The organism is Streptomyces sp. NPDC052042 (assembly GCF_044548345.1).
In the GTDB taxonomy this organism is placed as follows: Bacteria; Actinomycetota; Actinomycetes; order Streptomycetales; family Streptomycetaceae; genus Streptomyces.
The window spans coordinates 13,546-27,389 of record NZ_JBIUBU010000013.1 but is presented as its reverse complement, the minus strand read 5'-3'; the positions used below and the strand labels follow the sequence as shown (position 1 = coordinate 27,389).

Below are 13,844 nucleotides of genomic sequence, written 5' to 3'. Positions count from 1 at the left end.
TCAGCGGCTCGGCGCTCCACCGAGCCCCCGTCCTGCCGCCCCACCGAACCCAGGACCTGATGGCCCGCCATTAGAACTGGAGGCCCCAGGAGTTGATCCGCCCGGTGTCACCAGCGGCGTGGTCGGTGACGCGCAGCTTCCAGGTGCCGTTGGCCACCTTGGAGGAGGCGTTCACCGAGTAGGTGGCGACCACGTCGTCGCTGCTGCCGCCCGTGCCCCTCGCCTTCAGGTTGTGGACCGAACCGTCGGGCGCGACCAGGTCGATGCTCAGGTCGCCGATCCAGGTGTGGGTGATGTCGACGGACACGCCCAGCGTGGCAGGCGCGTTCCCGCTGACACCGGAGACGGTGATGGGCGACTCGACGGTGGAGTTGTCACGGATGGTGTAGATGGTCTTGTTCTCGAACTTCGATCCCGGCGGGGTCGTGGTGCCGCTGCCGACGTACAGCAGCCGGTTCGGGGAGCCCGTGCCCGGATTCGTCACCACTCCCGTGCCGGCCGCGGCGACCAGACCGGCGGAGACCTGCGCGGGGCTGTCGCTCGGGTGGTCGGCCAGGTAGAGGGCAGCCGCACCGGCGACGTGCGGGGTCGCCATCGAGGTGCCGGAGATCGTGTTGGTCGCGCTGTCACTGGTGTTCCAGGCCGAGGTGATCGACGACCCCGGGGCGAAGATGTCCAGCGCGCTGCCGTAGTTGGAGAAGCTGGAGCGGGCATCCGTGTTGGTCGTGGAGCCGACCGTGATGGCCTCGGCCACCCGCGCGGGAGACCGGGTGGAGGCGTCGGTCGACTCGTTGCCCGCGGCTACCGCGTAGGTGACGCCGGACGCGATGGACCTGCGCACCGCGGCATCGAGCACGGAGTCCGCCCCGCCGCCCAGGCTCATGTTGGCGACGGCCGGCTTGACGGCGTTCGCCGTCACCCAGTCGATGCCCGCGACCACCTGAGCGGTCGTACCGGAGCCGTTGTTGTCGAGCACCCTGACGCCGACGACCTTCGCCTTCTTGGCCACGCCGTACGACGAGCCCGCGACGGTGGCGGCCACGTGCGTGCCGTGCCCATGGCCGTCCTGCGCGGTGTTGTCGTTGTCGATGGCGTCGTAGCCGTACGAGGCCCGGCCGCCGAAGTCGTTGTGGCTGATCCGGACACCGGTGTCGATGACGTACGCGGTGACACCCTCGCCCGCCTTGTCGGGGTAGGTGTAACTCTGGTTCAGCGGAAGGCTCTTCTGGTCGATCCGGTCCAGCCCCCACGAGGGCGGCGACGGCTGCGTTCCGGTGATCCTGAAGGTCCGGTTCTGCACGACGGACTCGACGGCCGGGTTCGCGGCCAGCTTCTTCGCCTGGGACTCCGAGAGTTCGACCGCGTAGCCGTTGAGGGCCGCTCGATAGGTCCGCTTGATCTTCGCGCCGTACTCCTTGGCGAGGGCCTTGCCCTTCGCCGATCCGGCGTCGACCGCCGACTCGTCGAGCGTGACGATGTAGCTGCCGCTGATGGCTCCCGGAGCGCCCGCGTTCTCGATCCGGCCTTCCACCGCCGAACCGGCCGCGGCGGCGGGGAACGCCGCCGCGGTGGAGAGCACGAGAGCCGCGCCGGCTATGACGCTCGCCACGGCGACTCTTCGCTGGGCGTGGGGGGTGTGACGCATCACTGACATCTGAGGGATCCTCCTCGATTGCGGTGCGCTGGTGGGGGGTCCACGGGTCGTGGAGGTGGAACCGGGTCGGACAGGCCGAGCCGAGTGGCTCGAAATAGCATGGGCATGACAAGACAGCACTGCGGATCAGGCGCCATCCGAAGACCCGACCGACAGCGAAAGATTGACCGATCCCTGGGATTCGCACAAGGGTGTCTTGACGTGCGCCATACCTTCGCCATTCAACCGCCATACACCTGACACGCTGACAGGCATGACCACGTACCTCTGCCCGCGGGACGGCACACACGCCGACACGACCGCCCTGACCTGGTGTTGTACCGTCTGCCGCGGCCCCTGGGACCTCGACTTCGAGCCCGCCGGACCGCTCTCCCTCAACTCCCTTGCAGGACGTGTTCATTCACTGTGGCGTTACGAAGAGGTTCTGCCCCTCGCCTCTCCCACGACCAGCCTCGGCGAGGGCCGCACGCCCCTCGTCCCGCTCACCGGCACGGTGTCGGCCAAGCTCGATTACCTGATGCCGACGCTCTCCTTCAAGGACCGCGGCGCGGTGATGCTCGCCGAACTCGCCCGGCGTCTGGCGCCGGAGCGGGTCGTCGCGGACAGCAGCGGCAACGCGGGCACCTCGGTCGCCGCGTACTGCGCCCGCGCCTCACTCCCCTGCACGGTGTACGTCCCCGAGGGCACATCACCTGAGAAGACCGAGCAGATCCGGGCCCACGGCGCCCGCCTGGAGGTCGTCCCCGGCGACCGCGAGGCCGCCGCACGGGCGGCCCGCGCCGCCGCCGACACCCCCGGCACGTTCTACGCCTCGCACGTCTTCAATCCGTACTTCCTGCACGGCACGAAGACCTATGTGTACGAACTGTGGGAGGACCTCGGCGGCCGACTGCCGCAGGCCCTCGCCGTACCGGTCGGCAACGGTACCCTCCTCCTCGGCGCCGCCCTCGCCACCGCCGAACTCCACGCCCTCGGACTGATCGGCGAACGCCCCGCGCTGATCGCCGTCCAGGCCGAGGCCGTTTCACCGCTGGCCGCCGCCTTCCACGCGGGCGCCGACGACCTCCTCGACGCCCCGGACACCCCGGCCACGCCCACCCTCGCGGAGGGCATCGCCATCCCCCGCCCGCCGCGCGCCCGCGCTGTCCTGGCCGCGGTACGCGCATCGGGCGGCACCTTCCTCACGGTGACCGAAGATCAGCTCCGCGCGGCCCAACTGGACTTGGCCGCACGCGGGTTCTACGTGGAAACGACGGGCGCTGCCTGCTGGGCGGCGGTCGGCGACCGGACGGACCGCGAGATCGTCGTACCGCTGTGCGGGGCGGGCCTCAAGACGGGCCTGGCACTGTAGCCGGAAGGACTCTCCGGCTCACCGCGCCCGGCATTTCCCCGGGTTCTCGGCCCCGTTCGACCGGGGGAGCCGTCTCGCCGCGTCGGCGCATCGCCCGGGACACCGTGGTACATCCAGCACCCGTGCGATGCGCCGCACCGGATGCCGCGGGCTTCCCGGCACACTTTCCCGGCCACGCCACCGGCCCGTTGGCGCACGCCCCCGCGGCCACCCGCGTACCGGCGACCGCACGGCGGTACGGGCCCGGCCCGTCCGGGAACGAACCCGTCAGGGCCGACCGGACGGGAGCGGCCCCACCGGGAACGACCCCGTCCCGCCCCGGCGTTCACCCGCGCGCCGCGTGCCGTGCACGGGTGCCCGGCGCACGCTTCCCTACGTTCGTACGGTGAGCCTCTCGCGCGTCTGTCTCCTCACGGCCTTGGCGGCCCTGACTTCCCTGGTCGCGGGCGCCCTGATCGCAGCGCCGCCACCCCTCTCCCACGCGGCCGCGACGCCCCCGCCCGCCCCCACCGACTGCGGCCGCGACACCGACCCCGCGTGGGCACCCTCCTCCACCCGTTTCGGCGAGGCCGGGGGCTACACCCCGTACGTCGGCAACGGCTATCTGGGCCACCGGGTGCCCGCCGCGGGCGCGGGATACGCGGCGCCGGGCGAGAAGACCGGCTGGCCGCTGTTCACCCCGCGCTATGACGGCGCCTTCGTATCGGGCCTGTTCGGACACGAGAAGGACCTCACCGACGACCGCGAGGTGATCGCCGCCCTGCCGAGCTGGACGACCCTCGACGTACGCGTCGGCGACGAGACGTACGGCTCCGACACACCCGGGGGCCGGATCTCGCGCTACCGCCAGACCCTGTTCCTCCGCTGCGGCCTGGTGCGCACATCGCTGCGCTGGACCACGGCCGGCGGGCGCGCGACGGACCTCACGTACGAGGTGCTCACCGACCGGTCCGATCCGCACACCGGCGCCGTACGGCTGCGCATGACCCCGCGCTGGAGCGGCACCGCGACCGTCACCGCCCGACTCGATCCACGGGGCGCGCGCCGCATCACCCTGAAGCCGGACGGCACGTTCCGCACCCGGGGGACCCGAACGGCGGGCGCGATCGTCCAGACGGTGCGCGCCGGCGGACCGGCGGCGGAAGGCACCCCCCGGACCGGCGCGCACCAGTCGAGCGCGCACCGGGTCCACACCGGGCGCACGTACACCGTCGAGAAGTACATCGGCGTGGACACCGCGCTCACCTCCTCCGCCCCGCACACCACCGCCCGCGCCGCGTCGAGGCGCGCGGCCGGGCGCGGCTGGTCGGCCGTGCTCGCCGAGAACGCCGCGGCCTGGCGTCGGGCATGGGCGGCCGACATCTCCGTACCGGACAGCCCCGACCTCCAGAAATGGCTGCGATCCGCCCAGTACGGACTGCTCACCGCCACCCGCCCCGGCTCCCGCGACAGCATCGCCCCGGCCGGGCTGACCAGCGACGACTACGCCGGTCTGATCTTCTGGGACGCCGAGATCTGGATGTACCCGCCGCTGCTCACCACCCGTCCCGAGCCGGCCCGTTCGATCGTCGAGTACCGCCACCGCACGCGTGCCGCCGCCCGCGCCAACGCCCACAAGCTCGGCTACCGGGGCCTGTTCTACCCATGGACGAGCGCAAGCCGGGGCGACCTGTGGACCGAGTGCCACAGCTGGGACCCCCCGCACTGCCTCACCCAGATCCACCTCCAGGGCGACATCTCGCTCGCCGTCTGGCAGTACTACCTGGCGACCGGGGACCGCGGCTGGCTGGCCGGGCGCGGCTGGCCGCTGCTCCGGGGTGTCGCCGACTTCTGGATCTCCCGGGCCACCGCGAACGGCGACGGCAGCTATTCGCTGAAGGACGTCGCGGGCCCCGACGAATACAGCAACGACGTCACCGACGGGGTCTTCACCAACGCCGTCGCGGCCACCGCCCTGCGCAACGCCGCCCGCGCCGCGCACCTGCTCGGGCACCCGGCACCGGCCGAGTGGACACGGGTCGCGGACGGCCTGCGCATCCCGTACGACCCGGCACGGAAGCTGTTCCTCCAGCACGCCGGCTACAACGGCTCGACGATCAAACAGGCCGATGCGGTGCTGCTGATCTACCCGCTGGAGTGGCCGATGGAGCCGGGCGCCGCCGCGGCCACGCTCGACTACTACGCCCCCCGCACCGACCCGGACGGCCCGGCGATGACGGACTCGGTCCACGCGATCGACGCCGCCGCGATCGGGCAGGCCGGCTGCGTGACGTACACCTACCTCCAGCGCTCCGTGCGCCCGTTCATGCGCGGCCCGTACGCCCTGTTCAGCGAGGCGCGCGGCACGAAGGCGAGCGCTCAGGACCCGCTGGCCGGGGCGCCCGCGGAGGACTTCCTCACCGGCAAGGGCGGCTTCCTCCAGGTCTTCACCCACGGGCTGACGGGCCTGCGTCTGCGGGAGGACGGGGTACGGCTCGACCCGCTGCTGCCACCGCAGCTCGGACGGGGCGTCACGCTGACGGGTCTGCGCTACCGGGGCCGCGTCTTCGACATCGCGATCGGCCCCCTGACAACCACGGTCCGGCTGACCTCGGGCGCCCCGTTCACCCTCCACACCCCCACCGGCCCCCGCCTCCTCACCGGCACCCTCACCCTCCCCACCCGCCGCCCCGACCTCGCCGCGACGACGGACGCGGCCCGCTGCCGCCCCGTGACGGCGAGTTCCGAAGCCCCCGGTCTGTACGCGGTGGCCGCCGTCGACGGCAGCCCGGCCACCTCCTGGTCCCCGCACGGCGCGACGGGCTCGCTGACGGTCGATCTGGGACGCGCCGCCCCGGTGACCTCGGTCCGTCCGGAGTGGACGGACGCCCGCTCCGTCCCGTACCGCCTGGAGACCTCGGTGACCGGCGCCGGCTGGCGGCCGTACCACCCGGGAGCCACGGCCCGTCTGGTACGCCTGACGGTCACCTCACCGGACTCGGAGAAGCCGGTGGGCGTACGGGAACTGAGGGTCACACAGCGATGAGCGACCGCGGCCGCGAACCGGGTGCCCCTCGTCGGCGACACCCTCATCGTCGCCCCGCCTGAATCGACCGCACCGGCCTGCCCCCGGAGAGGTGGCTGCGACGGCTCGGTCATTCCCTGGGCGAAGTGCTTTCGGTGAGCTCCTGGTACGCGTCCATGACGTCGCCCACGTGCAGCGTGGTGACCTCGCCCTGCGACGGCACGCCGGAGCTGCCATGCAGGTCGTAGACCCGCAGATCCCGCGCCGCGGCGGCCTTCCGGGCGAGTTCCCGTGCGAAACGGCCGTTGCCGAGCCGGTCGATCAACCCGGTTGAGACGGCGAGGTCACATGACGCACGCAGCGCGACCCCCGCCTCCTCGGTGAGCACATCCCCCTGGGCTCCCAGGAACGACTCCGCGATGAGCACGAGTTCATCGGCCGAATAGGCGGGGAAATCCACTCGGGTATTGAAGCGGGAGGCGAGACCCGGGTTGGTGGACAGGAGCTCGGCGATCTCGTTCGGATACCCGGCGAGAACCACGACCAGGCGGTGCCGGTCGTCCTCGGCCCGCTTGAGGAGCACCTGCAGGGCTTCCTTGCCGAAGGCGTCACCGCCCGAGTACCCGGTATTCGACAGTGCGTACGCCTCGTCGACGAAGAGAACGCCGTCCAGCGCCTCGTCGATGACCTTGGACGTCTTGATCGCCGTCTCTCCGAGATGCTGTCCCACGAGGTCCACGCGCTGGGCCTCGACGACATGGCCCCGGGTCAACAGGCCGAGCCCGGCGAAGACCTTGCCGACGACGCGGGCGACCGTGGTCTTCCCCGTGCCGGGCGGCCCGGCGAACACCAAGTGCTGTGGCGCCGGCGCCGCGGCCAGCCCCTGGTCCCTGCGCACCGCCGCCATCCTCAGCTGTGCCGACAGACTGCGCACCTGGCGTTTCACCGGGGCGAGGCCGACCATCGCGTCCAGCTCGGCCATCGCCTCGTCCAGCAGCGCCGAACGCTCCTGCTCGCTCAAGGTGGCATCGGAGGCGTCCTCACGCTGTGCCCGCGCGGCCCCAGCAGCCTGGGCGGGCACACGCGCGGCAGGCGGGGCCGCCGCCTTCGCCCGCTGGGCCACATCGCCCAGGGCGGGGCTGTACCGGAACGCCGTCTGGAACTGCTTCAGAGCTTCCTCGGCCCGGCCGAGCCACTCATGCGCACGGCCACGCAGATAGGCGACCTCCCCGAGGAAGCCGGCCTCATCGGCGAGTGCCTGCGGGAGTGGCTTCAGCACGTTGAGCGCCTCGTGGCAGACGTCCTGGGCGATCAGCCCGGCCGCAACGTAGAGCTGCGACTCGTCCCGCAGAAAGGAGTCCCGGATGCCCTCGGCAAACGTCAGAAGGAGTGGCCAGTCCTTCTTCAGGAAGGCGTACCGTGCGCAGACGAAACGGGTCTCGTCGCAGTCGAGCACGGCCCGGGAGAGCATGCTCCATGCCTGGTCGAGCAGCCCGTCCTCCAAGAGCTTCGCCGCCGTCGCGAGCCACAGGTCGCGAGGCGTCTCCAGGCGGAAGGTCACATAGCCCCCGATCTGGAACCGAGAGGACAACGGCGTCCGGAACTTCGTGCGCATGGCCCCGTAGGACTGGGCTTGGCCGTGCATGGCCTCGATCGCCTGCCCCTGGAGCCGGCCCGTGGCGTGGAGTCCCAGCCAGGCATCGGCGGCAAGCGGGTTGTGCGCGACGGCCGCGTGAAAGGCGTCGGCCGCGGCGGCCCGGTTGCCCAGCCTCAGCTGCGAAACCCCTTGGAGCCACGCCTGCTCGCACTTCTTGATCGAACTCCGTGATACGGACGGCCCCGGCACCCGGATCCCCCTGCTGTCGTCGGTTGGTACAGGATTCGCCCGCATGGGATACGCAGGCTGGTTCCACCCGTCAAGTGATACCTGAGAGAGCGATACTTGAGGGTTGCATCCCGGGTGTCGCGCGCTCATGCTGCCCCGCTCGCCCGGTACCGGGGCGGTGAAGATCAGCTTTTTCGCTCTCAGGTCGCCCATGGTTCGGACAGCCTCACGGGCGGCTGCATTTGTCCTGGAGCCTCATCGGCCTGGTCCGGGCGATCATCGTCGATCGGTCGACCCTGCAAGGAGCGCTCGACAAGTCGGATGAATCAATCGAATCGACCTGGCTGGACACCGCTATGGCGGGCGCTTTTCGCGACACGATCATGCTGACCGGCATCGGCCTTGCGATCCTTGCCATCACTGGGTCCGAGTCCGACGCTGTCTGGGCACTCATCGGAGTCCTCTTCGTGGCCTTCTTCAGCGTCTTTACTCGCTACCTCATGGCAAAGAAGCGGGGCTGACCGTGGAGAGCTCGCTTCACGAACGCCGTCAGGATCGCGGTTGGTCGCAGCAGCGCCCCGCCGATGAACTCGGCGTCTCCCGCCAGACGATCATCTCCATCGAACGCGGCCGCTTCGACCCCTCGCTGCCACTGGCCTTTCGCCTCGCCGAGGTCTTCGAGTGCAGGATCGAGGACCTCTTTGACCCTCGGGGGGAAAACACGCAACCGAGCTGAAGCCAAATGCATTGCCGCAGGCATTCGCTCGGCCTCGACCCAATTCACGAGGAGAGGGCTGGGACCGCACCCACGTGCGGTCCCAGCCCTCTCGTCGTAAAAAAACTCAGACGTTGAACCGGAACTCGACCGTCCGAGACATGACATCATGTCAAATGTCAAGATGGTTCTTAGTGCCGGAACTCCGCGGTGTTCCGGCACCCCAAACGCCCCTCCACCATTGGCTACCGGAAGGGCGCAGTCATGGTGGGACCGCTTTGATCATCAACCCGACCAACGTCGCCCGCGCCGCGATGCGCAAAGCGGATCGCGTGATCGGATCGAGCCAGGACGAGCGCCAGATCCCCTTCGACTACCTCACTGTCCGCGCCTGCTTCTACGACGGCGCGGACGTGGACGAGCTCATCGACAGGCTGGCAACGCGGATCAAGCCGGCAGTGCACAATGTGCTGAGGCAGCAATGAGTTTCTCTGCGAATGACGAGATCCGCTTCACCATGAACGCCATCAAGCGGCTCCACGACGACGTGACGTCCCGGCTGTAGTCGCGGAGGCCGTCACCGACTCCGAGGTCGCCGACGACCAACCCCGCGAATGGTTCCGGCCGCCCACCTCGCCCGTCGGGTACCGCGATCTGCCCGGCTGGGGCGACGAGGTCATGCAGCACCGACCGCAGATGCACGGGCAGCGAAGGACGGCTTGGACGGTGCCGACGAGGATCACCCGCATCAGGTAGGCCTGGCGGCTCCGCTACAGCCGGGCCGCCGCTCAAGAGCCCGACGAGTCCCGCGACTACGCAGACGGCCGGGCACTGCTGGACGACCTGGAGCGGATCGAGTGCCGGCCGATGAGCGTCGAGGGGCGAGCGGATCCCGACCTGATCGGCGAAGAGGACTTCACCGTTCTCCGCCTTCGCCCTGGCCCGGATCGTCGGCCAGGTCTCCTTGTGCCAGACGCGGACCGCTTCCGGATCCTGCTCGACGGCCCGCTTGTCCGGACGCTGGAAGGTGAGCCCCCAGCCAGCTTTGCGCGTCCGGCGACCAGGTCCGCACGTCTCAGGCGTCCCAGGGCGGCGTCCCCTGACCGCTGGCCCACCGGTCGAGCAGGTCGGCGTGGACGATGCCGATGCCCGCGGCCTTCGCCAGGCTCGCCGCAGGAGCAGTGAGGGTCCCCGTGGTCACCAGCAGCGCAACATCTGCGCGGTGGATCTGGAATACGGTCCCGGCGAACTTCTGCAGATCGGGGCTGCTGACCTTGCCCCGGTATTGCTTGCACTGGATCACGACTTTGCGCCCGTCAGGGGTGTGAGCGATAACGTCCGCACCGAGGTCGCCGGCCTTCCCCACGGCCTGCACTCGGGTGCAGCCGTCCTTGCGGCATAGCTCGGCGACTTCGCGTTCGAACTCGGCAGGGGACAGAGCGAACCAGACGAGCACCTCGCGCAACTGGTTCGTGCGGGCAGCTTCAGGCTGGCTCAGGGCGCTCGCCTGCTCCTTCAGGAACTCGGCCAGGCGCAGGAGGTCTCGGTACCGTCCTTCTCGGCCGGTCGGTGCATCGAACGCCTTCTTGAGCGTGCGGTAGGCCTCGTCGATCTCGCGCCGACGGCAGTCGTAGCCCGCCGAGGTGTAGCGGGGCCGGGACCCCGCCGGCAGGATTTCACCCACGGTCACCTGGTGAAACAACCTGCTGCAGTTGATGTAGGACACAACCTGACCGATGGTGTCGAGCCCCTGGAAGCCGTACTGGACGAGCCGCACGGTGGCGCGGCCGTCGTCGACAGCGGAGATACCGATCCCTAGATTGGTCGGCATGTTCCAGGAGTCGTACTTGTGATCGTAGGTGCCCGTGTACTCCCTCGTGTGTAGCACGGTGCCACTGCCGAGGATGTCCTTGCGGGCCTCTTCAAGAGCTGCTTGCCAGCCGGCGCGTTGGTTGCTGGGCATTTTCGCCAGGACCGTCATCGCCGCAGGACGAATCGTGACGTCACTGACATGACCAGGGTCCTCGAACCACATGGACGGCGTTCCTCTTCTCTCGTCTCCCACCGCGCGCTCCACGGTGCTGCCCGAGGATCTTAGAGCGCGACGGGGTCAAGCACTTACGGCATCGCAAAGGCGTGCGAGCCACGCACACGAGTCCAACTACCCACATCGGTAGGCGAGTTGCTCGTTGAACCCGGGAGGAAGCAGGCCAGCCCTGCTGATCTCCTGACGTGGCGGCGAAGAGCCCCGCGACCGCTGCGGTCGCGGGGCTCTTCGCCGTGAGGTGCCATGCTCGGTACGCAGTGCAGCAATGGCTATGCGTCGGCGTTCAGCCTTGCCAGAAGCAAGGTGTCCCAGTACTCGCGGATGCAGGTGATCCCGACACCGACAGCGTCGATCACGGCGATCATGGGCACGTTCGAGGCAGCCCCGTCGGCGGACCGATAGGCCCCCGTGTACTCGACGAGGTAACGCCCTTCGGCGATCCGCTCGACGGCCGGGGCGCTGATCCTCAGTCCGCCGGCCTGCACGGCGGAGAGGTGTGCTCGCACCGCCGGTTTCCCCTCGACACGGGCCAGCAGACCCAGTGTCGGACCATAGGGAAGCTCCAGGACCACATCGTCGGCAAGGTGGTCGAAGAACGCGTCGGCCTCCGTTGAAAGCACTCAGTGCCTGGTGGAGCGCGTCCACGGTCATGGCTCGTCCTCTCGTCGGAGTAGTTTGCCCAGGGTGGAACTTCAGGCCGACCTGAAGTCAAGGACGAGGAGAACCGATGCCCCGCACGATCGGAGAAGTCGCCGCGAAGCCACTCGACACACTCAGAGAGCCGCAGGCTGTCGGTCATCGCCAGCCTCCGCACGGGTCCTGACCGAGGGAGCAGCGATCAACCAGGCTCCCGCCAGGGCGACCGCACCGACGATCGGAATCGCGGTTGCGCCGAGGCGGTCGAGAAGCAGCCCGCCGACAGCCCCAGCGGCAGCGGTACCGAGGTACAGACCGGAGATGTTCAGAGAGACAGCAGTCATCGCCGCCTCTGGTGCCGCAGCGATCGTGCTGGCCTGCATGGGCGGGTTGAGCGCCCAGGCGAACACCGACCACACGGCCACTCCGGCCAAGAACACCCATAGTGACGCGCCCGCCACGACCATGGTCGCCACAAAGGCCAGCGCAAGGGCATGGCCGCCCAGAATCGCCAAGCGGGCGCGGCGGGGACCGTAGCTGTCGGTCAAACGGCCGCCCAACAGGGCGGCCATGACACCGACGAGGCCGACTACCAGCAGCACCACGGGCAGGTGTGCGTCCGAGCCGAGGGCGTGCACCGAGATGGGGTCGAGGTAGGTATGGAATATCAGCCCGCCGGTTCCACACAGGAAGATCGCCGCCACCATGCGCAGCACCGGCGGGCGTCGCAGCGGGGCCAGCCGCGCGCCCAGCGCCATCGGCGCGGATCCGGGCAGGCGCGGCATGGCCACCAGGGCGGCGACAGCCGCGATCAACAGGAACGTCGAGCGCCAACCCCACGTACCGGCGACCCAGGTGCCCACAGGGACGCCCGTGAACAGCGCGACGGTGAGGCCTGCGGTCACCAGGGACAGGTATGCGCCCTGCTTGCCGTCGGGCGCGCTTTCGGCGGCAGCCGCGAACGCGGTGGTCGACACCGCTGCCGCCGACAGCCCCGCGGTGATCCGCAGGAAGAGCAGCGACGCGAGATCAGGGGCGACGCCCCGGTAGCGAAGTCCACGCTGAGCCATCACATGAAGACGCTGCACAGCGCCGGCATCACCCGCACCCGCGACGAGGGCACTCGCTGCTACGTCAAGCTCCGCGCAGGCGACCTCGAAGCGCGCTTCCCCGGGCTTCTGGCCTCTTTGCTGAGCGCAGCGCCCGGAGAGGCGACGAGGGTCGGCCTGAAGTAGGCGAACCGTGCATGCGTCGGCCTGTTTCTGGTCCGACCCAGCCGCAAGAGATTGGCACGTGCGGCGACGTGAAAATGTTCAGGCGCTCCAGACGAGGGACGGAAAACTCAAAGCCCCCCACACAATCTGACGGAGCAGCAGCCACCCCCCGGGGGGCCAGTGCGTCGTGCTGACCCCCCGGGGGTCACCCCAGCCGCCCGGCGACACCGCGCCTTCCCCGGGAGAAGCAAGAACCCCCGCGATCTCAACGATCGCGGGGGTTCTCAACGGCTTGCGGGCGTCGGACTACTTCTTGCCCGTCTTTGCTTTCCAAGCCCCAATACTCGTGGCAGCCGCTTCCAGGTCCGATCCATAGATTCCCCAGAGTGCCGGTTGTTTCTGCATTATGGATTCGAACCCCTGCCGGACATCTTCGGCGTCGGTTCCCCAGCGTCGGTCTGCGTCAGGTATCGACTCAATAGCGTCAGCCAGGTTCTGAATCATCCGCATAGCGAGGTGATCGTCAACGTCCGCAAGCCAACCGACAGCCCTGATGAGCCAAGCGACTGTGGCACTCACGGGCTCGGTTGACCCTTCGAGTGACCATCGGTCAAAAGATCGAAGGTTGTCACGATGAAGCAGGGTCGCGAGAGCCACGGAGGCCGAATATCTCAGTTCATGAATCGCATCTACCTGCATGAACTGCCGCCCTCGGAAACGTTCCAGCTCAACGTCCTTAAGCGCCAAGAGCGTGCCGGTGAGAACATTCAGCCTGAGACCGCCAGCGCTGCGATAGTCGATATTCTCGACCGCGTTGAGAAGTCCACCCGCAGATTCGGGTAATGCATTGACCAGATCCCGGTAGAATCCGTGGCTTGGGCGCTGATATTCAGACGTGGCACCGGTAACAAGCGCGACGACTTTAAACGCTTCAATCTTCGCGCGCCGACTCTTCGCGGTCACCACAAAGTCGAGTAGCCCAGGGTAGGACCCGTGCCTGCCCGTGCCGACCGCGTAGCGCCGCTCGAGCCCACTGACGTAGTGCGCTACAACCGTGTCAGTCAGGTCATCGGCGACCTTCACGCCATTCGACGAGCCAGGCAGCGCAAGCGCCACATTGGTGCGAAAGACGGAGAGAAGGAGCTCGCGGTCCTCTCCTTCATACTCTCCAACCTCGCGCCACAGAAGCCCCAGATGCGTTGCGTCAGAGGATCGATCAACGATCTCAAGCAACGAGTCGCGGCGCTGCCGGCGAGAGATCTGCTCTTGACGGTCCAGAGTCTTGGTCCGCCGCTCGTTCAACGCACCGTCGCGCTTCGCTTGTTTCGCGCCGAACCACCACAAGACGACAGGGATCAACGCGGTAACCAGAACGGTGACAAAGCCCAGTAGAAGCAC

General features: G+C 68.8%; 12 protein-coding genes and 1 pseudogene. 6 read left to right on the top strand and 7 right to left on the bottom strand.

What is annotated here, in order from left to right:
* Positions 1-70: 70 nt before the first annotated feature.
* Positions 71-1,654 carry a S8 family peptidase gene (locus ACIHCL_RS21535; protein ID WP_399864004.1) on the bottom strand — a complete coding sequence of 528 codons (1,584 nt, stop codon included), beginning with the start codon at positions 1,652-1,654 and terminating at the stop codon, positions 71-73.
* A 253-nt stretch (positions 1,655-1,907) separates the two neighbouring features.
* On the opposite strand from ACIHCL_RS21535, the gene ACIHCL_RS21530 reads away from it, so the two are divergent.
* Positions 1,908-3,005, top strand: a complete 1,098-nt coding sequence (locus ACIHCL_RS21530) for a threonine synthase (RefSeq protein WP_399864003.1) — start codon at positions 1,908-1,910, stop codon at positions 3,003-3,005.
* Positions 3,006-3,390: 385 nt separating this feature from the next.
* Positions 3,391-6,030, top strand: coding sequence for a glycosyl hydrolase family 65 protein (locus ACIHCL_RS21525; protein WP_399864002.1), 2,640 nt, complete (start codon positions 3,391-3,393; stop codon positions 6,028-6,030).
* A 109-nt stretch (positions 6,031-6,139) separates the two neighbouring features.
* On the opposite strand, the gene ACIHCL_RS21520 is transcribed toward ACIHCL_RS21525, so the two are convergent.
* Positions 6,140-7,900: an AAA family ATPase gene (locus tag ACIHCL_RS21520; protein ID WP_399864001.1), complete on the bottom strand. Its 1,761-nt coding sequence runs from the start codon at positions 7,898-7,900 to the stop codon at positions 6,140-6,142.
* Positions 7,901-8,076: 176 nt separating this feature from the next.
* On the opposite strand from ACIHCL_RS21520, the gene ACIHCL_RS21515 reads away from it, so the two are divergent.
* The 3 genes from ACIHCL_RS21515 (at position 8,077) to ACIHCL_RS21505 (ending at position 9,034) form a co-directional block, all read left to right on the top strand.
* Positions 8,077-8,355 (top strand): hypothetical protein, encoded by a 279-nt coding sequence (locus ACIHCL_RS21515; protein WP_399864000.1) that lies wholly within the window; start codon positions 8,077-8,079, stop codon positions 8,353-8,355.
* Between the two features lie 2 nt (positions 8,356-8,357).
* Positions 8,358-8,570: a helix-turn-helix transcriptional regulator gene (locus ACIHCL_RS21510; RefSeq protein WP_399863999.1), complete on the top strand. Its 213-nt coding sequence runs from the start codon at positions 8,358-8,360 to the stop codon at positions 8,568-8,570.
* A 257-nt stretch (positions 8,571-8,827) separates the two neighbouring features.
* Positions 8,828-9,034, top strand: coding sequence for a hypothetical protein (locus tag ACIHCL_RS21505; protein WP_399863998.1), 207 nt, complete (start codon positions 8,828-8,830; stop codon positions 9,032-9,034).
* Positions 9,035-9,431: 397 nt separating this feature from the next.
* On the opposite strand, the pseudogene ACIHCL_RS21500 reads toward ACIHCL_RS21505, so the two are convergent.
* From ACIHCL_RS21500 to ACIHCL_RS21485, 4 genes and pseudogenes are all read right to left on the bottom strand, one after another.
* Positions 9,432-9,587, bottom strand: a pseudogene (locus ACIHCL_RS21500) (winged helix-turn-helix domain-containing protein); the annotation flags it as partial.
* 37 nt (positions 9,588-9,624) lie between these two features.
* A complete protein-coding gene (locus tag ACIHCL_RS21495) occupies positions 9,625-10,584 on the bottom strand; it encodes a restriction endonuclease (RefSeq protein WP_399863997.1) in 960 nt (319 codons plus the stop codon).
* A gap of 281 nt (positions 10,585-10,865) precedes the next feature.
* Positions 10,866-11,216, bottom strand: coding sequence for a nuclear transport factor 2 family protein (locus ACIHCL_RS21490; protein WP_399863996.1), 351 nt, complete (start codon positions 11,214-11,216; stop codon positions 10,866-10,868).
* A gap of 153 nt (positions 11,217-11,369) precedes the next feature.
* Positions 11,370-12,302 (bottom strand): MFS transporter, encoded by a 933-nt coding sequence (locus ACIHCL_RS21485; protein WP_399863994.1) that lies wholly within the window; start codon positions 12,300-12,302, stop codon positions 11,370-11,372.
* A gap of 3 nt (positions 12,303-12,305) precedes the next feature.
* On the opposite strand from ACIHCL_RS21485, the gene ACIHCL_RS21480 reads away from it, so the two are divergent.
* Positions 12,306-12,467, top strand: coding sequence for an ArsR family transcriptional regulator (locus tag ACIHCL_RS21480; protein ID WP_399863993.1), 162 nt, complete (start codon positions 12,306-12,308; stop codon positions 12,465-12,467).
* Positions 12,468-12,752: 285 nt separating this feature from the next.
* Here ACIHCL_RS21480 and ACIHCL_RS21475 read toward each other — a convergent pair whose 3' ends face one another.
* Positions 12,753-13,844 (bottom strand): hypothetical protein, encoded by a 1,092-nt coding sequence (locus ACIHCL_RS21475; RefSeq protein WP_399863991.1) that lies wholly within the window; start codon positions 13,842-13,844, stop codon positions 12,753-12,755.

Bases quoted from the DNA above. Each gene is read 5' to 3' on its own strand.
- ACIHCL_RS21495 (WP_399863997.1), bottom strand. From the start codon at position 10,584: ATGTGGTTCGAGGACCCTGGTCATGTCAGTGACGTCACGATTCGTCCT.
- ACIHCL_RS21480 (WP_399863993.1), top strand. From the start codon at position 12,306: ATGAAGACGCTGCACAGCGCCGGCATCACCCGCACCCGCGACGAGGGC.
- ACIHCL_RS21530 (WP_399864003.1), top strand. From the start codon at position 1,908: ATGACCACGTACCTCTGCCCGCGGGACGGCACACACGCCGACACGACC.
- ACIHCL_RS21520 (WP_399864001.1), bottom strand. From the start codon at position 7,900: ATGCGGGCGAATCCTGTACCAACCGACGACAGCAGGGGGATCCGGGTG.
- ACIHCL_RS21535 (WP_399864004.1), bottom strand. From the start codon at position 1,654: ATGTCAGTGATGCGTCACACCCCCCACGCCCAGCGAAGAGTCGCCGTG.
- ACIHCL_RS21485 (WP_399863994.1), bottom strand. From the start codon at position 12,302: ATGGCTCAGCGTGGACTTCGCTACCGGGGCGTCGCCCCTGATCTCGCG.